The sequence below is a fragment of the Meiothermus taiwanensis WR-220 genome (assembly GCF_003568585.1).
GTDB classification, from domain to species: domain Bacteria; phylum Deinococcota; class Deinococci; order Deinococcales; family Thermaceae; genus Meiothermus; species Meiothermus taiwanensis.
Genome location: NZ_CP021130.1, coordinates 2,593,370 through 2,612,236 on the forward strand (window position 1 = coordinate 2,593,370; position 18,867 = coordinate 2,612,236).

The window sequence follows — 18,867 nt, forward strand, 5'->3', positions numbered from 1 at the left end:
CAACCCGATGTGCAAAATGCACATCCACGTAACACCCACACCCCAAGGGGGTGGACGCTGTACACGACCCCTACCGTTAATGGCGCAGCAAAACCGCAACAGCAAGCACGACGGGGTTTTTCACCGGAGCCAATACCGGATTGGGGTAGTCGGCCACCTTCCAGCACCGAACCAACCCCACCAAAGGGACACGTTTTCTTCGCTGAGCGTGGCGCGGGGTGTGCGCTAGGATGCAAGAAGCTGGCCGTGGAGCAGGCCGTTAGCAAGCCATGGTGGTGCCAATTTGCTTGCCCGGGGGTGCTACATAACCTCGGGGGCTTCCATGCCCAGCAGGCCCAGGCCCTGCTTGAGGGTCTGGCGCAGGGCCTTCACCAGCTCCAGCCGCACCCCGCGCAGCCCCGAAGGCGCGGTGAGCACCGGGGTGGCAGGCCGGCCATCGGGGGTTTTGGCGTTGTAGAAGCCGCTCCAGGCCGCGGCCAGCTCGAGCAGGTACTGGGCCACGATGTGCGGGGCTTTGTTGCGGGCAGCGTCCTGCACAGCCTCGGGGAAGCGCAGCAGGGTCTTGGCCAGGGCCACCTCATAGGGCGTGGCCTGGGTGAAGTCAGGGGCTTCCTGAATAAGCCCCTGCTCCTCGGCCTTGCGCAGGATCGAGCCAGCGCGGGCGTAGGCGTACTGGATGTAGGGGCCGGTATCCCCTTCGAGGCTCAGGGCCTGGTCGTAGCGGAAGTCGATCTGCTTTTTGGCCTCGGTTTTGAGCATGGCGAAGCGCACCGCCCCCACCCCGATCTGCTCGGCGGCTTCCTGGGGGTTGGGGTGGTCGGGGTTTTTCTCGGCGATCACCGCCCGCACCCGTCTGACTGCTTCGTCCATCACCTCGTCCACCGAGACCACGATGCCCTTGCGCCCAGACATCTGCCGGCCCTCGAGCAGCACCGTCTCGTAGGCCAGGTGGAAGCATTTCTCGGCCAGGTCGTGCCGCCCCTCTACCTCGAGCGAGGCCTGTACCACCCGCAGGGCGTGGCTCTGGCGGGCGTCCACCACGTTGATGGTCTCGCTGGCCCCACCGAACGGCAGGGGTAGGCCTTCGGGGTGGGTGCTGTACAGGGGCGCCCCGCTGGGCTGGGTATCGTAGGTCACGAAGCGCAGGCCCTCGAGCAGGCCCATCTTCCAGAACTGCAGGGCGATGTCCTTGGCGGTGTAGGTGGAGGTGCCGTTGGAGCGGATCAGCACCAGGTAGGGGTCTTCCAGGCCGGGGATAAAAGCGCTGGTATCCATGACCAGGGCCCCCGCATACTTGCCCTCGATGGGGCGCGAGACGTAGGGGGAGGCTTCCAGGATTTGCATGGCCTTGCCCAGCAGTCCTTCCCGCACGATGTCGGACTCCCAGACCAGGGCGTTGTACTCGGCACCCAGGCGGTACATGGTTTGTAGCTGGGCCCGCAGAATTTTGTCTACCTCTCCGCGCAGCTCGCCCGCCTCCAGGCGGTGGAGGGTGGATTGCACCCCCTGCTCGATGCGGGCTTTTTGCTCGGGATCTTCCATGGCCTGGTGCAGCCGCACGTAGGCCTCGCCCACCCAGTGGTCGTATTTAACCCCGGCCGGGGGCCGATCGAGGCCAAAATACGCCAGGGCGTAGAGGCTCTCGGCGGCCTGCCGCCCGGTGTCGTCGATGTAGTTCATTACTTCTACCTCGCGGCCCACAAAGCGCAGTATGCGCGCCAGGGAATCCCCCAGGCAGATGTTGCGCAGGTGCCCTACGTGCAGCTCTTTGTTGGGGTTGACCGAGGTGTGCTCCAAAAGCACCTTGCCCGCCACCTTAGGAAAAGGGGCCATGGGCAGCGTGGCCGACTGCACCAGAAAGGCCGGCTCGAGCTCGAAGTTAAGGTAGCCCCCCAGCACAAAAGTACGCCGAACCCAGGCCGGGAGCTGGATGTTCTGCAGCAGATCGGCGGCGATCTGGGGCGGGGCTTTGCGCAGGGTACGGGCCAGGCTCATGGCAATTGGCGTACCGTAGTCGCCTTCCTTGTCCGGTGGGGTTTCCTGCACGACAATCTCGGGCCACTCCGAGAGGCCCAGGGCCTCCAGGGCCTGGGCAATGGCGGCTTTGAGCTGGGACTTGATCTCGGGGCGAGAGGCTAACACCGAAATAGGATAGCAGAAAGATTCCCCTAGGCGGCCCCAAACAGTAGTATGAGCCCGTGAAGCCAATCGAGTACCTACAGCCCCAACTTCCGGCCATCCTGCAAGACCTCGAGGCCATTGTGACCCTCGAGGCCCCCTCCCACGACCTGCCCGGCCTCGCCCGGGTAGCCGACTGGATTGCCGCGCAGTTTGCGCCTTTGGGAAGCCTCAAGCGCGAGGAAACCCCCAACGGCCCGCTGCTGAGGGTGGGCATCCCGGGCACGGGCAAAAAAGCGCTGGTGCTGTGCCACTTCGACACCGTGCACCCGGTGGGGGCTTTTGCGGTGCCCTGGAAGATTGAAGGCGAGCGGGCCTACGGCCCTGGGGTGTACGACATGAAAGGCAACATCGTGCAGCTCCTGTGGGCCTTGCGCACCAACCAGGCCTTAGGGCTGGGCCTGCCCGCGCTCGAGCTGCTCTTCACCCCCGACGAGGAGGTGGGCTCCACGGCCTCGCGGCCGGCCATCGAGGCCGCTGCGCTGCGCAACGACCTGGTGCTGGTGCTGGAAGCCCCCATGGGCAACGGCGACCTCAAGGTGGCCCGTAAAGGGGTGGGCCAGTACCGCCTCACCGCCCACGGCAAACCCGCCCACCAGGGCGTCGAGCCCGAGAAGGGGGTCAACGCTATCGTGGAGCTGGCCCACCAGGTGCTCAGGGTGGAGGCCCTGCAGGACTGGGACAAAGGCACCACCCTGGGGCCCAATGTGATCAAGGGGGGCACCACCAGCAACGTGGTGGCGGCCACCGCCTGGGTGGAGATCGACCTGCGGGTCTGGACGATGGCCGAGGCGGAGCGGGTGGAAAAGGCCCTCAGGGCCCTGCAGCCGGTGCTGCCCGGGGCCACCCTCTCGCTCGAGGGCGGCCTGAACCGCCCCCCCATGGAGCCCAGCCCGGCCTCGCTCGAGCTCTTCGAGATGGCCCGGCGCATCGGGGCCGAACTGGGCCTGCAGCTCGGCCCTGGGCGGGTTGGGGGCGGCTCCGACGGCAACTTTACCGCGGCTTTGGGGGTGCCCACCCTGGACGGGCTGGGCCTGTTCGGCGAAGCCGCCCACCAGCTCAGCGAGAATGTCTACATCCCCCAGATACCCGCCCGCATCGCCCTGCTTTGCGGCATCCTGCACGAGCTTTCGCGATGAAGCTATCCCCCAGCGCGCAAAAAGTGCAGGAAGCCCTGAATCGGCGGGGCTTTGCCCACCTGCAGGTGCAGGAGCTATCGGCTTCAACCCGCACCGCCCAGGAAGCCGCCGCGGCGGTGGGCTGTGCGGTAGGCCAGATCGTCAAGTCGTTGGTTTTTCGGGGGGCCGGGAGCGGCAAGCCCTACCTGCTTTTGGTCTCGGGGGCCAACCGGGTGGATGTAGCGCGGCTCGAGGCCCATCTGGGGGAAAGGCTGGAAAAGCCCGACGCCGAGTATGTGCGCCGGGTCACCGGCTTTGCCATCGGCGGGGTGCCGCCTGTGGGCCACGCCCAGCCCCTCGAGGCCCTGATGGACCCCGATCTGTTCCAGTACCAGCGCATCTACGCGGCGGCCGGCACCCCTTTTGCGTTGTTCGGCCTCTCGCCGGAGGAACTGCTGGCCCTCACCGGCGGCCGCGTGGTGGCCTTAAAGAGCGGCTAAACCCAGCTCACCGCCCCAAAGGTGTCCTCGCGGCGGGGGCTGGTGGAGAACATCACCACCGGGGTCTGGGTGTAGTCTTCGATGAGATCGATGAAGTACTTCAGGCTGGCCGGCAACTCCTCCCGGCTCTGGATGCCGGTCAGGTCGCCCCAGCCGGGAATCTCCGCGTAGCGCACGCTCCCGTCCGGGCGGTGCTCCACACCCACCTTGACCACCGGGAAGCCCGAGAGCACGTCGAGCTTGGTGAGCACCAGGCCATCGAAGCCGTTGACCTCGCAGGCATACTTGAGCAGCACCAGGTCGAGCCAGCCGGTGCGCCGGGGCCGCCCGGTGGTCACCCCAAACTCGCCCCCTTTCTGCCGCAAATACTCGTCTTCCTGGCCGAAAAGCTCGGTGGGGAAAGGGCCGTTGCCCACCCGGGTGGCGTAGGCCTTGGCCACCCCATAGACCTTGTTGATGGCCTTGTGGTTCACACCTGCGCCCACAATAATCCCCCCCACCGTGGGGTGTGAGCTGGTCACGTAGGGGTAGTCGCCGTAGTTGAGGTCGAGTAGGGTGGCCTGGGCTCCCTCAAACAACACTTTCTGGCCCTGCTTGATGGCCTCTCGCAGCAGGTGGCCGGTGTCGGTGATATGGGGGGCCAGGATCTCGCGCATCCGGTGCAGATCGGCCAGGGCTTTTGCAGGGGTGTCCCAGCCGGCCTCGCGGGTCGAGTTAGGTTTCTCGGCAAGCAGGGTCTCAACCCGCTCCTTGAGCACCGCCTCGTTGAGCAGATCACCGGCGCGGATGCCCACCCGCCGGGCCCGGTCGGAGTAGGCCGGCCCGATGCCGCGCTTGGTGGTGCCCACAAAGTTGTTGCGGGCCTCCACCGCCTTGTGATGGGGCAGCACCAGGTGGGCCTTGTCCGAGACCAGCACCCTGGGGTTTAGGCCCTCGGCCCGGATGTTCTGCATCTCCTCGGCAAAGCGGTAGGCGTCGATCACCATCCCGTCGCCCAGCACGTTGGTGGCCTGGGGGTGAATAACCCCGGTGGGCAGGAGGTTCAGCTTGAAGGTTTTGCCCTGGGCCACCACGGTATGCCCCGCGTTGGCCCCCCCCTGGTAGCGCACCACAAAATCGGCGTCCTCGGCGAGGGCATCGGTTACTTTGCCTTTTCCTTCGTCACCCCACTGGGCTCCAATGATAGCGATTCCTGGCACGGGTATAGCCTAAAGCCAAAAGCCCCAGGCGAAAAGCCCGCCCCCCTACAAGCCCGGCCACACCAGGCCGAGATACAACCTCGGCCCAGGCTCCCCCAGACCCTGGGCCCCGCCCAAAAGCAGGCCGGCCGGCACCTGGTAAAACAGCGTCAGGCCCAGGCGCAGTTCGGCCCCCAGCGAAAAACGTAGCTGGTTCAAGTCCAGGGGCGAACCGGCGGCCCCTGCGTCCAGGAAAACCGAGAGGCTCAGGTCGTCGAAGAACAAAGGCCAGTTGCCCAGGCCGCGCTCGAGGCTCCAGGGGGGAAGGCGGTACTCCAGCGAGCCCACCAGCGCCTGCTGGCCGCGAAGCTGGCCCGGCGCAAAACCCCGCACCGCCAGCGGCGGCTGGCCCCCGGCCACCAGGGGCCAGGCCCCCAGGTCGAAGCCATCCAGGGCCAGCGGCGAGGTGGTGAAACCACCCCCCAGCCGCAGCCCGACCACATGCGAGGCCTCCAGCGGCAGGCGGAACTGCAAGCCCAGCGCCCCCTGCAGGCGGTAGCGCCAGTCCGGGCTGCCCTCGCGCACAAAGGCCGTCCCCACCGCCATGAGGCTGCTCCTGGAGCGGAACAGGTCGCTGCCGGTGGTGCTGGCGCCGTTCAAACGAAGCGAAAAGGCATGGGTCACGGTGTTCTGGTTGGGGTCGAGGGCGGGCTCGAGCACGTCCGAGCGCACGTACTGCAGGCCCAGGCTGCCCTGCGGCGACCAGAACGAGGCGGCGATGCCCTGGGCGCTGTCCCGGCCGGCCCCCACCGCCTGCAAGACCAGCGGGAAGCCCAGCCCGGCGTACCGGTAGGCCAGGTCGTAGAACACCCCCCGCAAACTGCTGTCGAAACCGGCCCCTACCGAGTAAGCGTGAAGGCCCACCGGGTCGGAGGCGGCAAACGAAACCCCCAGGCCGAACCCATCCACCCCCACCCCGGCCATGGGCAGCCAGTACAGCGGGCGCAGGTAGGGGAAGGGGTTGTAAGGCTCACCGCCAGCGGCCTCGGCCGGCTTGAAGGCGGGCAGGGGCTCACGCTCTAGCTCCACCCGCTTCCAGGCGCTGGGGTCGTAGCTCACTTGGTACAGGTTGTAGCCGGTCTCGTCGTAGCCGACAAAGATAATCCGCTCTTTGTCGTGGGAAAAGGTGGGTTGGAAGGCTCCGGTGAGCAGGTTGGTCACCTGGAAGACCGCCCCGTCCTCCAGCCGGTAGGCGTACAGGTTGTAAACCCGGTTCACGTCGCTGCTGTAGATCAGGTAGCGCCCATCGGGGCTAAACACCGGGTCGCTATCCACGTTCCTATCCTGGGTGAGGGGCGTGAGGGCCCCGGTTTGCAGGGTGTAGCGGTAGAGGTCTTGAAAACCCCCCCGCCGCAGCAGCGCAAGCACCAGCGAGTTACCGTCCGGGGCCACCGCAAACGAGTGGATCACCCCGTCCTGGTGGGGGAAGCTGCGCAGGGGCTGGGTACGGTTGAATTCGATAAAGTAGCGGGCCAGCTCGGTGGAGCCGTCGGGGGTGTTTTTGGCTAAAAAGATGCTCTTGCCATCGGGCGCGTAGCGGGCGTAGTAGACCCGTTCGCCCTGGGTCAGGCGTTTGACGCGGCCCTCGAGGCGGTCGTACTGGTAGAGGTCGCTGCCCACAAAGTAGGGGCTGACCGCGCTGCTGGCGGTAAACAACAAGTAGCGCCCGTCCGGCGACCACTCTGGATACTGGGCCGGGCCATTGAGCAACTCGCGCTCACTCTCGTTGACGATAATACGCAGGCCGCTGCGCAGCGGGGAGGCGTGCGAATACACAAGGCCGTTCGGCGAATCCGTGGCACCTTCACTAAAAAACCCCAGGTTGCTGAGCCTGGTGATGGGCGTCAGGCCCTCGGCCTGGATGCGGGCAATCTCGCCTTCGAACTGGCCGGGCAGCCAGCGCACAAAGTCGGCGTAAATCTGGTCGAGCGAGACCCCAAAGGCCCTGCGGAAAGGCTCGTTGAAGTCTTTGAAGGCCAGCATCCCGGCGTTGGCCTCGGTAAAGCGCCGGTAGGCATCCTCGCCAAAGCGCACCTCGAGGTACTGCACCAACCAGGCGCTGTAGTTGTAGACCAGAAAGCCCAGGTAGGGCCAGGTGGATCGGCTGTAGGCCTGGCGAATCTCGTCGAGGCTGGGAAAGCGGCCCGAAAGCACCATCTGGCGCAGCATCATGCGGGTGGTGGCGTCGTTCAGGCGCGACTCGCCCAGCTTTTTGTACTTGAGGTAAAGCGCCGTCCCCTCCACAAAGGGAAGGGGCTTCACCGCGCTCTGGGCCGGCAGCCGCCCGAAGATGCGGGTCTGGTCTTTGAGGGGGCCGCGCACCTGGGAGAGGTCGAAGATGTGGACAATCTCGTGGAAAATCACCGTCTCCCACCAGGAGGAAAGCCGGGGGTTAAACAAGTCCGAGCTGCGGAACTGCCCGGTAAAAATGCCCACCCGGCCCTCGGCGGGGCTGGCAAAGCCGTTGAGGGTATCCCCCACGTCCGAGAGCACCAGGCTGATGCGTCCCGGTGGCGGTTCGAAGTCTTCTACCAGCAACGCATAGGCTTTTTCCGCGTAGATGGCGGCCTCGCTGGCTACACGCTCGAGGCCCGCGTGGTAGTGGATGTCGAAGTGCTCGGTGCGCACCGTAAACCACGGCCGGGTGGGGTCGAACTGGGCCAGGGCCAGCGAAGCCATCAGCAAAACAACCGCCAGGAAGCGCAACATTGGGCCCAGTATAGGCAATCAAGATGAAGCAAAAACAAAAACCCTCCCGCACGCGGGAGGGCTGGAAACCCCGCTGGGGTTAGCGGATCACCTGCGGCACCACCCGCACCTCGCGGGTCTGACCGTCGCGCCAGACCTTGAGGGTCACCGCTTCCCCTTGCTTCTTAGCCAGCAGCACCGCCCGCAGGTCGTTGATGTTGTTGATGGGGTTGCCGTCGGCCTCGAGCAGGATGTCGCCGTTGACCCCCAGCTCAATCACCTGGCCGGTGCGGAGCTGAAGCTGCACGTTGCGGGTTGCAGGACGCAACCCGGCCCGCTCGGCCGGGCTACCCCGCTCGACCTGCTGGATCATCAGGCCGCTATCGGGCAGGCGGTTCTGGCGGCGGATGTTTTCGGGGTACTCGGCCATCGAGAGCAGCGAGAGGGTCACACCCAGGCGGGGCCGCGAGCGCACAATCTCTTCGGCGGTGATGTCTTTACCGGCTTTAAGATCGGCCAGGTACTGTTTGACCAAGTTAATGGGGATGGCAAAGCCAATGCCCGCCGACTGCGCAGCCCCAAAAGCCCCCGCCGAGCTGTAGATGAAGGTGTTGATCCCGATCACCTCGCCGCGGGAGTTGAGCAGCGGCCCGCCCGAGTTGCCAGGGTTGATGGCCGCGTCGGTCTGAATCACGGTAGGCACAAAGGCCCCTTTACCGCTGCCGCTGCCGTCGTTGGGGTTGCGCCGTATGGCCGAGACGATGCCCTCGGTCACGGTGAACTCCAGGCCAAAGGGGTTGCCCATGGCGATGGCCTTCTGCCCCACCCGCACCTGGTCGGAGTCGGCCAGTGGCATGGGCTTCAGCTTCTCGCGCGGGGCCTGCACCCGGATCAGGGCTATGTCGAGGGGCTCGGCCCGGCCTATCACCCGCGCCGGGTAGCTCTTGGGGTCGTTGTGGAAGCGCACGGTGATCTGGTCGGCCCCTTCGATCACGTGGTAGTTGGTGAGAATCAGCCCATCCTGGTCAAGCACGAAGCCCGAACCCGTGCCCTCCTGGGGCTGGGGCTGCAGGAAGGGCGCAAAGAAACCAAAATCGCTGCTCACCCTGGGGGTGGATCGCACCGCCACAAACACCACACCATCCCCGGTGCGCTGGACAACATCGATGGTATTGCGTTCATTTTCCAGGAAGGCGCGGTTCTGGTCGAAGCTCTGGGCTTGAACCTGCGTCTGCGGGGCGGGCGAGGCCTCGATCTGGCTCTTGCTCAGATTAAACCAGAGCACCCCCCCACCCACCATCATCAGCAAACCCAGGAGAATAGAGGAATTTCTCATGGACATCTCAAAAACCTCCTGGTTATAGTGTAGCGAAGCTCGGTGAAGACGGCATGAAGGGCAATTATGAAAACACCACCGTCTTGTTGCCGTACACGATGATGCGGTCTTCCAGGTGCCACTGCACCGCCCGGGCCAGCACGTTGCGCTCGAGGTCGCGCCCCAGCCGCACCAGGTCGGCCACGTCGTGCCGGTGCGAGACCCGGGCCACGTCCTGCTCGATGATGGGGCCCTGATCCAGCTCCTCGGTCACGTAGTGGGCGGTGGCCCCGATGATCTTCACGCCCCGCATATAGGCCTGCTTGTAGGGGTGGGCCCCCACAAAGGCCGGCAGAAAGGAGTGGTGGATGTTGATAATGCGGTGGGGGTAGTGGGCCACAAACTGCGGGGTGAGAATCTGCATGTAGCGGGCCAGCACCACCAGGTCGGTGCCCGCCAACAGCTCGAGCATCCGCGCCTCGGCCTCTTCCTTGCGGTCTTTCTCCACCGGCACGTGGTGGTAGGGGATGCCAAAACGCTCCACCTCGGGCCGCAGGTCGGGGTGGTTGGAGATGACCTGGGTGATGGTACAGGGCAGCTCGCGGTTGCTGTGCCGCCAGAGGAGTTCCAGCAGGGCGTGGTCGTATTTGGAGACCAGGATGGCCACCTTTTTAAGATCCGCCGCATAAGCAATGCGCCAGTTCATATCGAAGCAGGCGGCCACCCGCTCGGCAAAGGCTTTCTCGAGGATTTCCCGCGACACGTCGAGGTGCGGGGTCTGAAACTCCAGCCGCATGAAGAAAAGCCCCCCCTCGGGGTCGGTGGAGTGCTGGTCGAGCGCGGTGATGTTGGCCCCGTGGTTGAAGAGAAAATTCGAGACCGCCGCCACAATGCCGGGCCGGTCGGGGCAGGTAATCAGAAGCCGTGCAGTGGTATCCGACTGCATATCTGCCCCAGGCTAAAGGCTCTGGGCCCAAAGCTCAAGGCATATCTGCTCCTTCAAAGCAGCCAGGCCCGCCCAGAAAAAACCCACCCGTAATACGGGTGGGCATGGTCGGCTCGCTCGCTTACTGCCGAACGCTGGCGTTGTAGCGGGCAAGCACCTGGTCGGCCCGCTGCTTGGCCTCGTCGAGGGCCTGCTGGGCCGGCTTGCCCCGCAGGGCTTCCTCGATGGCCGACTGCACGATCTGGCGAATCTCGGTGAAGCCACCCATCAAGCAGCCGGCCGAAGCGGTGTTGACCTTGGAGGTCTCGAGCTGCCGCACCGCGGTGGTGTAGTTGGGCTGGCGCACATAGGCCTGACGCACACTGGGCAGCTCGGTCACCCCCTTGACCACCGGGAAGTAGCCGGTGCCGATGATCCACTTGGCCTGGGTCTCGGGGCGCAGCAGGAAGCGGATGAACTCCCACGAGGCCGCGTTCTGCTCATCGCTGAAGCCACGGATCAGGTAGACCGCCGCCCCACCAATGGCCGTGCCGTTGCGCTCGCGCAGGTAGGGGTAGAAGGCGGTGCGCACCGGGAAGCGGTTGCCCACCTGGCGCAGCACCCCGGTTAGGGAGGCCGTGGAGTAGACCGCAATGGCCGCTTGGCCCTGGGCGAACAGGCTCTGGCTATCGGCCCAGTTGCGCCCGGTGTTGGCCGCCACCCCTTCCCGTACCAGGCGGGCCCAGGTGTCCAGGAAGGCCACCGCCGCCGGGTTGTTGAAGGTCACCTCGGTGGCCCGGGCTTTGCGGCCGTTTTCGTTGTTGCAGAAGTACTGGCCGGAGTTGTAGCTGAACTGCTCCATGAACCAGCTATCTATGGGGATGGAGAGGCCGTAGCGGGTGGTCTTGCCGGCGGCGTCTTTGATGGTCAGCTTGCGCGCGGCGGCCTCGAGGTCGGCCAGGCTCCAGGTGTTGCGGTAGGGGATGCCGGCCTGCTCCAGGGCCTGGGCGTTGAAGTAGAGGATGGGGTTGGAGCTGTTGAAGGCCAGCCCGTACAGTTTGCCGTCCACGGTGTAGTAGTTGCGAGGCTGCGGCACAAACTGGGAGAGGTCAAAGTTGTTGGCGCGGGCCAGGTCTTCGAGGGGCAGCACCGCGCCCGAGTCGGCCATAAACCGGGCCCCAATATCGTAGACCTGGATCACATTGGGCCGGCCCTGCCCCCCAGCCTGCAGCGCGGCCCGCAGCTTGTTGAGGCCGTCGTCGTAGGAGCCCACGAACTGGCTGCGCACCGTGACCCGGTTCTGTGCAGCGTTAAAATCCTTGACCAGGGCCTCGGTGGCCTCGCCCAGCACCCCGCCCATGGAGTGCCAGAAGTCGATGGTGATGCGCTGCTGGGCCAGCCCCAGCCCCCCCAGTGCGATGCCTGCCAGAATTAACCAAAGTCTCAGCATATCTGCCTCCTAGCGTTATCCCTTCAGCCCGCCCAGCGCGATGCCCCGGATAAAGGCCCGCTGGGCCAGCAGGAAGGCCAGCAAAGTAGGTAGCAGCACCAGCATGGCTGCCGCCGCAACCACGTTCCAGCTCGAGACCTCCACGCTCTGCACCTGAGCGATGGCGATCTGCGCGGTTTTCATCTCGTTCTGGTTGATTACCACCAGCGGCCAGAGGTACATGTTCCAGGCCCCCAGAAAGCTCAAAGCCCCCAGGGCCCCCAGGGCCGGGGCGGCCAGGGGCAGGGCCACGTACCACAGCGTCCGCAGGTGGCCGGCGCCGTCGATCCGCGCCGCATCGAACAGATCCTGGGGCAGGCTTTTGATGAACTGCCGCATCAGAAAGATGCCCAGCGGCGAGGCCAGAAAAGGCACTATCAGCGCCCAGTAGCTGTTGATCCAGCCCAGTTCCTGTACCAGCAGGTAGCGCGGTAAAAAGGTGACCTCGTCGGGGATGAGCAGGAGCCCCACCACAAAGCCGAACAGAAGGCTCTGCCCAGCAAAGCGAACCCGGGCCAGGGCATACCCCAGGGTGGCCGAGGTCAGCAGCACCCCTAAAGTGATGGCAAGCGAGACCACCAGGCTGTTGAGCAGGTAGCGCAGGATGGGGTGTTTGGCCAGGGCCTCCCGGTAGGCCTCGAGGGTGGGCTGGGGTGGCAGCAGGCCCGGGGTAAAGAGGTCGGCCTCGGTACGAAAGCTGGCCGAGAGCAGGCTCAAAAGCGGCAACACCAAAAGCCAGGCGTAGACCCCCAGGAGCAGGTAAAACAGCGGGCGGGCCAGCCAGCGGGGCAGGCTACTCATAGTGCACCCTCCGGCCCAGCCCGCGGAACTGCAACGCGGCCAGCAAAAGCAGCACCAAAAACAGCGCCACCGACTGCGCCGCCGCATAGCTAAAGCGGAAGTTGAAGAAGGCGTCCTGGTAGATGCGGTAGATCCAGACCGTGGTACTCTCCATGGGGCCGCCGCGGGTCAGCAGGTGGATCTGGCCGAAGGCGGTCAGGCTGGTGAGCACCGTCAGCAGGGCCACCAGGAACAAGGTGGGCGAGAGCATGGGGAGGGTGATCCGCCAGAACTGCGTCCAGGCTCCAGCCCCATCCATCCGGGCCGCCTCGTAGAGGTCTTCGGGAATCTGCTGGAGCCCCGCCGTCAGGAGGATGGCGGTAAAGCCCACCCCGGCCCAGGCCGTCACAATCGCCAGGGTGGGCAGCGCCAGCTCAGGGCTGGTCAGCCAGGGCTGGGCCGGCAGGCCCACCGCCTCCAGCCAGCGGTTGAGCGTCCCCCCGATGGGGTGCAGGTACCAGCCCCAGGCCACCGCCGCTACTGCAGTCGGCACCGCGGTGGTGAGGAAAAACAGGGTACGAAACAGCGCCACGCCGGGAAAGGGCCGCGCCACCATCAACGCCGCCAGCAACCCCAGCACAAGCTGTACCGGAACCACGATGGCCGCAAACAGGAAGGTGGCCCCCACCGCGCGCCAGAAAGCCGGGTCGCGCAGCATCTCGGCGTAGTTGGACAGGCCCACCCAGTCCCGCTCGGTGCCCAGAAGGTTCTCGCGGTGAAAGGAGAGCCAGAAGGCGTTTAGGGTGGGCCAGACGGTGAACACCAACAGCAAGAGCAGCGCTGGAAGCAGCAGCAGGGCTACCTCGAGGCCCTCGCCCAGCCGCCCTGCCTGGCGCACCGGGATGGACTTTTGCAAGTTTCGCTCGGAGTTTTTGGCATTAATCATGACCGCATCCCAAAGAATCCGCCAGCATTTTCAAAAAAACATCAGCCGGGGGCTTACAATCCGCTGACCATACGGCTTAGCAGGCCAGCCCCTGGGCTAGCAGCCATTGAGCAGCCACGGGCAGTTGCTCGTGCCGTACCTCCAGGATGAGACGGGGCCGGCTCTGGAGGGCCTCGAGGGCCGCAAACAAGGCCCGCCAGTTGATCCCGCCCTGGCCGGGGCTCCAGTGGCGATCCAGCAGACCATCGTTGTCCTGAAGATGCAGGTGGGCCAGCAGCGGGCCAGCTTCTTTGACCCACTGGTCGGGTGCGGGGCCCCCAAGCTGCTGCATCAGATGGGCATGGCCCACATCCAGGCTCATGCGCACATGCTCAGAGCCAAACGACTGCACCAGGGTGCGCAGGGGTTGTGGGTTGGTATCGCGGATGTTCTCGATGACCAGCACCAACCCCAGGTTGCGGGCCAGCGGCAGCACGGTTCGGAGGGTGTCGTGCACCCACTCGATCTCGCGCTCGAGGCCGTTGCCGGGCGCATGGGCCATCTGGGGGTGGCCGAAGAATAGAAAAGGACTGTGAATGACCATATGGCTGGCCCCCAGGTCGGCGGCAAATTCCAGCGCACGCCGGTAGCGCTCGGCGATCATCCGCCGCACAAAGGGATCGAAGGAGGCCATCCAAAGGCCATCGTAGGGGCCGTGAATCCCCATTCGCCCGGTGTAGCCCTCCAGGGCCTGCCGGGCCAGGGCCACCAGAGGCTGCCAGTCGCCGTCCAGCACCTCCGGGCGCACCGCATCCTGTAGCTCGAGGTCGCGCCCCCCGTGCTCCAGAAACCAGGAGCGAAACTCGGGCAGGCGTTCGATGGGCAGGGCCAGGCCTAATACAGGCAGAGGAGGTTTCATACCTACGCGAATCTAGGCTTCCTCTGTCAGCCCCACATCAGGCCTGGGCAGGCTGCAGATGCGCGGTGGTATATTGGTGGTATGAAGGTCAAGACATCTATCACCCTCGAGCGCGAACTCCTCGAGGCCATTGACCGGCGCTTCCCCAACCGTTCGAAGTTTCTTGAACAGGCCGCCCGGTCTTACCTGCGCGAGCTGCGCCGGGCAGAACGGGACGCCCGCGACCGCGCCCTCTACGAAAAGTATGCAGAGGAGCTCAATCGACAGGCCCTCGAATCGCTGGCGGATCAGGCCGAAGCATGAAACGTGGCGAACTCTATCGTATTGAAAACCGAAACACCGATGATCCTAAGCGTCGGAGGGTCTACGTACTCGTAAGCCGCCAATCCCTGATCGACAGCCCACACTCCACCGTGGTGTGCGCCCCGGTGTTCTCGAGCTACCATGGCATCGCCACCCAGGTTCCTGTGGGGGTTGAAGAAGGTTTAAAACACCAAAGCAGCATCCACTGCGACGACCTGACCAGAATTGAAAAAAGCCGCCTGACCCAGTACGTAGGGAGATTATCACCCCAAAAAATGGCCGAGCTTGACCGCGCTCTGGCCATCGCCCTCGACCTACCCGAGCCCGAGGAGTACGAGATTTAAACCGTCTCGGCCCGCTTGCGCTGGCTGGGGTCGAGCACCCGCTTGCGCAGGCGCAGGCTCTGGGGGGTTACTTCCAGAAGCTCGTCGGGGGCCAGGAACTCCAGCGCCTCTTCCAGCGTAAACTTGCGCGGGGGGATGAGCCTTATGTTCTCGTCGGAACCAGCGGCCCGCACGTTGGTGAGCTTTTTGTTGATGTTGACGTTGACGTTCAGGTCGTTGTCGCGCACGTGCTCGCCCACAATCATGCCCACGTACACCTCGGTGCCGGGTTCGATGAAAAAATTGACCCGCTCCTGCAAGCGGTACAGGCTATAAGCGTAAGCCACGCCCGCCTCCATGGCCACCGCGCTGCCGGTGGTGCGGGTCTCCAGGCTGCCCACGTGCGGCCCGTAGGCATGGAAGCTGTGGCTCATCACGCCCTCGCCCGCGGTAAGGGTGAGGAACAGAGTACGGAAGCCAAACAAAGCCCGGGCGGGCACGGTGAACTCGGCCCGGATGCGCCCCGATTCCTGCTCCATATGCACCATCTGGGCCTTGCGGCTGCCCAGGGTTTCCATCACCGGGCCGAACCTGGCCTCGGGCACGTCCACCACCAGGTACTCGTAGGGTTCTTGAATCTGGCCTTCGATCTCTTTGAACAGCACGCTGGGCTGGCCCACCGAGAACTCGAAGCCCTCGCGCCGCATGGTCTCGAGCAGCACCGACAGGTGCAGCTCACCGCGCCCGTGCAGCTCAAAGGTATCGGGCGTAATCTCGATCACCCGCAGGGCCACGTTGGTCTCGAGCTCCTTCAGAAGCCGCTCGCGGATCTGGCGGCTGGTCACATACTTGCCCTCCCGTCCGGCAAAAGGCGAGGTGTTGGGGGTCACGGTGATGCTCACCGTGGGCTCGTCCACCGCCAGGCGGGGCAGGGCCTCGGGGGCTTCGCGGGCCGCAATGGTATCGCCAATCTCCACGCCTTCCATCCCGGCAATGGCCACGATATCGCCGGGGGTGGCCTCCTCCACCTCGAGGCGCTCCAGGCCCCGGTGGGTAAACACCGCCACCACCTTGAGATCGCGGTGGCCGTGTTCGCCCACGATGGTCACCAGCTGGTTTTTGCGCACCGTGCCACGGTGCACCTTGCCCAGGGCAATCTTGCCCAGGAAGTTGGAGTAGTCGAGGTTGGCTACCCGAAGCTGGAAGGGGCCCTGGGCCACCTGGGGGGCTGGAATGTGCTTGAGGATGGTCTGGAAAAGGTCGGTCAGGTCGGGCTTGGGCTGGTCGCCCAGCCAGGCCGCGCCCTCGCGGCCAATGGCGTAGAGGTAGGGAAAGTCGAGCTGCTCGTCGGAGGCGCCCAGCTCGGCCATCAGGTCGAAGGTCTCGTTCAGAACCTCGTCGGGCCGGGCGTCTTTCTTGTCCACTTTGTTGATCACCACGATGGGCTTGAGGCCGGCCTCAAGGGCCTTCTTGAGCACGAAGCGGGTCTGGGGCATGGGGCCCTCGGCGGCGTCCACCAGGAGCAGCACCCCGTCTACCATGCTCAAAGCCCGCTCCACCTCGCCGCCAAAGTCGGCGTGGCCGGGGGTGTCCACAATGTTGATCTTCACGCCCCCCCACTCCACCGCGGTGTTCTTGGCCAGAATGGTAATACCGCGCTCGCGCTCCAGGTCGTTGGAGTCCATAATGCGCTCGCCCTCCGCCTCGTGGCGTGAGAGGGCTTTGGCCTGCTTGAGCATCGCATCTACCAGGGTGGTCTTACCGTGGTCTACGTGCGCAATAATTGCGATGTTTCTGAGTTCCATTGTGTCTCCGGGAAAGGCTCGCGCGGCGGCGGGCAACCCTAGTAGTCTAGCCGATGCGGGCAGCTTTGTATATGCCCGGCAGCCCCCACTAGAGGCCCAGTAGCGTATCGGCGGCCTTCTCAGCCAGCATCAGGGTGGGGATGTGGGTGTTGCCCCGCACCACCCCCGGCATCACCGAGGCATCCACCACATACAGGTTCTCGGTGCCGTAGACCTTCAGGCTGGCGTCCACCACCTGCCCCATGCTGCAGGTTCCGGCGGGGTGGTAAAGGGTCTGGGCGTAGCGGCGGATGTAGGCCTGGATCTCCGCGGGCGTCCGGGCCCCGGCCTGCTGGGCGTGGGGCTGGCCGCGGTAGGGGTCGAAGGCTTTTTGCGCGGCAATTTCGCGGGCGATGGCCACCCCGGCCTGCAAAACCTCGAGATCCCCTGGCTCGCTCAGGTAGCGGGGCTGGATGAGGGGCGCGGCCTCCGGGTCGGTGCTCCTGAGGGCAATAAAACCCCGGCTCTGGGGGGCCACCAGGGTGGGGCCGATGGTGAAAAAGTAGCCTTCCTCGCGGTCGAAGCCGTGGTTGCGGAAAAAGGCCGGCCCAAAGTGAAACTGTAGGTCGGGTGCTTTGGCCTGGGGCTGGGTGCGCAAAAAGGCCCCCGCCTCGGCGATGTTGCTCACGAACGGGCCGCGCTGGGCCAGCAGGTAGCGCACGATGTTGGCGAGGTTCTCGGCTTTGTCCAGGCTCACTGGCTGGGTGCTGTGCCAGATCACCGGCAGGGCCAGGTGATCCCACAGGTTCTGCCCCACCGGCAGGTCTTGCCGCACCTCGATGCCAAGGGCTTTGAGGTGATCGGCAGGGCCAAGGCCCGAGAGCATCAGGAGCTGGGGGGACTGCACCGCCCCGCTCGAGACGATCACCGCCCGGCGGGCCCGCACCTGCCAGAGCCGGCCCTGGTGGCGGTACTCCACCCCCACCGCCGCCGCCCCCTCAAACAGGATGCGGTGCGCCCGGGCCCCGGTCTGGGCGTCCAGGTTGGGGCGCGGCAGGGCCGGGGTCAGATAGGCCGCGGCGGCGCTGTGCCGGGCCCCGTTTTTCTGATTGACATGGAACAGCCCCACCCCTTCCTGCTCCGGGCCGTTGAAGTCGTCGTTGCGCTTCAAACCCCACTGCTGGGCGGCCTCGAGGAAGGCCACGGTCAGGGGGTTGGTGTATTTGCGTACCTCCACGTGCAAAGGGCCCCGATCGCCGTGGTAGGGGGAGGGGCCCAGGGGGTGGGTCTCGAGCTTCTTGAAGTAGGGCAGCACCTCGGCAAACGACCACCCCGGCTGCTGCCAGTCGTCGTAGTCGCGGGGGTTGCCACGGATGACGATCATGGCGTTGATCCCGCTGCTCCCCCCCAGCCCCTTGCCCCGGGGCCAGTACAGGCTGCGCCCCTCCAGCCCGGCCTGGGGCTCGGTAAAAAAGGCCCAGTCGTAGGGCCCCTTGAAGAGCTTGGGGAAGGCCGCCGGGGCCTTGCAGTACAGCCCCTGCATGGGCTCCCCGGCCTCGAGCACCAGCACCGTCCGGTCGGGCCGGGCCGAGAGGCGGTGGGCCAGCACACACCCCGCTGCCCCGGCCCCTACGATGAGGTAGTCGTATTCCTTTCTCACTGGGTTTTAGCATACCTCGAGGCCTCCAGCCCCATGCTATACTTCAGATTGGCTATGATTTATCGGGCAACTTTGGCCGCGCGCGGACAATTAACCATTCCCAAGGAAATACGCGAGAAATTCGGAATTAGGGAAGGTGATCAGATTAACTTTGAGGTTACAGGCGACACCATCCGGCTGAAGGTGGTTCCCCGCATGCGCATCGAGGAGCTGTTCGAGCACCTGCCCGGAGCAGCGGCCCCCTATCCCGGCCCCGAGAAGGAGCGCGAGGTCATGCGGGCGCGCCATGCGCGCAAGGAGAAGCGGTGAGCGCGGAACCGGCCCCGCTGTACGTGCTGGATGCCAATGTCCTGCTGCGCTTCATCACCAAAACCCCGCTCGAGCAGGCCCGGCAGGCGCGCGACCTGCTGGCCTCGGGGCAGCAGGGCACGGTGCGCTTGGTGCTCGAGGCCCTCACCCTGGCCGACGTGGTGTATGTGCTAAAAAAACTGTACCAGATGGAGTACGCCGAGATCGAGGCGGCCCTGCTGCGGCTGTTTGCCTCGGGGGCGGTGGAGGTGGTGGAGCGGCAGCGCTGTGAATCGGCCCTGGCCCTCCAGGTGCAGCACAACATAGACTTCGAGGACGCTTACCTGGCCGTGATGGCCCAGGAACTGGGGGGCGGGGTCGCCTCCTTCGACCAGGACTTCAAAAAGCTGGGGGTAGGGTGGCTGCGGCCATAA

At 65.2% G+C, this 18,867-nt stretch carries 17 protein-coding genes; 6 read left to right on the forward strand and 11 right to left on the reverse strand.

All coding sequences use genetic code 11. The annotated features are described in order from the left end of the window. Positions 1–300: 300 nt before the first annotated feature. Positions 301–2,142: an arginine--tRNA ligase gene (locus tag MTAI_RS12780; protein WP_027887695.1), complete on the reverse strand. Its 1,842-nt coding sequence runs from the start codon at positions 2,140–2,142 to the stop codon at positions 301–303. A gap of 56 nt (positions 2,143–2,198) precedes the next feature. Between MTAI_RS12780 and MTAI_RS12785 the strand changes: the two genes are divergently transcribed. After that, a complete protein-coding gene (locus MTAI_RS12785) occupies positions 2,199–3,317 on the forward strand; it encodes a M20 family metallopeptidase (protein WP_027887696.1) in 1,119 nt (372 codons plus the stop codon). Then, positions 3,314–3,796, forward strand: coding sequence for a YbaK/EbsC family protein (locus tag MTAI_RS12790; RefSeq protein WP_027887697.1), 483 nt, complete (start codon positions 3,314–3,316; stop codon positions 3,794–3,796). Before MTAI_RS12785 ends, MTAI_RS12790 begins: the two co-directional genes overlap by 4 nt. Here MTAI_RS12790 and MTAI_RS12795 read toward each other — a convergent pair. From MTAI_RS12795 to MTAI_RS12830, 8 genes are all read right to left on the reverse strand, one after another. Then, on the reverse strand, positions 3,793–4,995 hold the full coding sequence (locus tag MTAI_RS12795; protein WP_027887698.1) for an adenylosuccinate synthase: 1,203 nt from the start codon (positions 4,993–4,995) through the stop codon (positions 3,793–3,795). The two genes, MTAI_RS12790 and MTAI_RS12795, sit on opposite strands and share 4 nt — an antisense overlap. Before the next feature lie 45 nt (positions 4,996–5,040). Then, positions 5,041–7,743, reverse strand: coding sequence for a PD40 domain-containing protein (locus tag MTAI_RS12800; RefSeq protein WP_027887699.1), 2,703 nt, complete (start codon positions 7,741–7,743; stop codon positions 5,041–5,043). Between the two features lie 79 nt (positions 7,744–7,822). Then, a complete protein-coding gene (locus MTAI_RS12805; protein WP_027887700.1) occupies positions 7,823–9,064 on the reverse strand; it encodes a S1C family serine protease in 1,242 nt (413 codons plus the stop codon). A 58-nt stretch (positions 9,065–9,122) separates the two neighbouring features. Then, on the reverse strand, positions 9,123–9,983 hold the full coding sequence (purU, locus tag MTAI_RS12810; protein WP_027887701.1) for a formyltetrahydrofolate deformylase: 861 nt from the start codon (positions 9,981–9,983) through the stop codon (positions 9,123–9,125). A 121-nt stretch (positions 9,984–10,104) separates the two neighbouring features. After that, entirely contained in the window at positions 10,105–11,412 is a 1,308-nt protein-coding gene (locus MTAI_RS12815; RefSeq protein ID WP_027887702.1) for an ABC transporter substrate-binding protein, read from the reverse strand. Between the two features lie 15 nt (positions 11,413–11,427). Then, positions 11,428–12,252: a carbohydrate ABC transporter permease gene (locus tag MTAI_RS12820; protein ID WP_027887703.1), complete on the reverse strand. Its 825-nt coding sequence runs from the start codon at positions 12,250–12,252 to the stop codon at positions 11,428–11,430. After that, a complete protein-coding gene (locus MTAI_RS12825) occupies positions 12,245–13,177 on the reverse strand; it encodes a carbohydrate ABC transporter permease (RefSeq protein ID WP_027887704.1) in 933 nt (310 codons plus the stop codon). The genes MTAI_RS12820 and MTAI_RS12825 overlap by 8 nt, the downstream gene beginning before the upstream one ends. A 76-nt stretch (positions 13,178–13,253) precedes the next feature. Then, positions 13,254–14,075 carry a sugar phosphate isomerase/epimerase family protein gene (locus MTAI_RS12830; protein ID WP_027887705.1) on the reverse strand — a complete coding sequence of 274 codons (822 nt, stop codon included), beginning with the start codon at positions 14,073–14,075 and terminating at the stop codon, positions 13,254–13,256. Between the two features lie 81 nt (positions 14,076–14,156). Here MTAI_RS12830 and MTAI_RS12835 point away from each other — a divergent pair, with 81 nt between their 5' ends. Both MTAI_RS12835 and MTAI_RS12840 read left to right on the forward strand, forming a co-directional pair. Then, a complete protein-coding gene (locus MTAI_RS12835) occupies positions 14,157–14,378 on the forward strand; it encodes a CopG family ribbon-helix-helix protein (RefSeq protein ID WP_027887706.1) in 222 nt (73 codons plus the stop codon). Then, positions 14,375–14,722: a type II toxin-antitoxin system PemK/MazF family toxin gene (locus MTAI_RS12840; RefSeq protein WP_027887707.1), complete on the forward strand. Its 348-nt coding sequence runs from the start codon at positions 14,375–14,377 to the stop codon at positions 14,720–14,722. Before MTAI_RS12835 ends, MTAI_RS12840 begins: the two co-directional genes overlap by 4 nt. On the opposite strand, the gene typA is transcribed toward MTAI_RS12840, so the two are convergent. Together typA and MTAI_RS12850 are read right to left on the reverse strand one after the other, a co-directional pair. Continuing rightward, positions 14,719–16,506 carry a translational GTPase TypA gene (gene typA, locus MTAI_RS12845; RefSeq protein ID WP_027887708.1) on the reverse strand — a complete coding sequence of 596 codons (1,788 nt, stop codon included), beginning with the start codon at positions 16,504–16,506 and terminating at the stop codon, positions 14,719–14,721. The two genes, MTAI_RS12840 and typA, sit on opposite strands and share 4 nt — an antisense overlap. An 88-nt stretch (positions 16,507–16,594) precedes the next feature. Then, positions 16,595–18,145: a GMC family oxidoreductase gene (locus tag MTAI_RS12850; RefSeq protein ID WP_027887709.1), complete on the reverse strand. Its 1,551-nt coding sequence runs from the start codon at positions 18,143–18,145 to the stop codon at positions 16,595–16,597. 54 nt (positions 18,146–18,199) lie between these two features. Between MTAI_RS12850 and MTAI_RS12855 the strand changes: the two genes are divergently transcribed. Continuing rightward, a complete protein-coding gene (locus MTAI_RS12855; protein WP_027887710.1) occupies positions 18,200–18,454 on the forward strand; it encodes an AbrB/MazE/SpoVT family DNA-binding domain-containing protein in 255 nt (84 codons plus the stop codon). After that, a complete protein-coding gene (locus MTAI_RS12860) occupies positions 18,451–18,867 on the forward strand; it encodes a type II toxin-antitoxin system VapC family toxin (RefSeq protein WP_027887711.1) in 417 nt (138 codons plus the stop codon). The genes MTAI_RS12855 and MTAI_RS12860 overlap by 4 nt, the downstream gene beginning before the upstream one ends.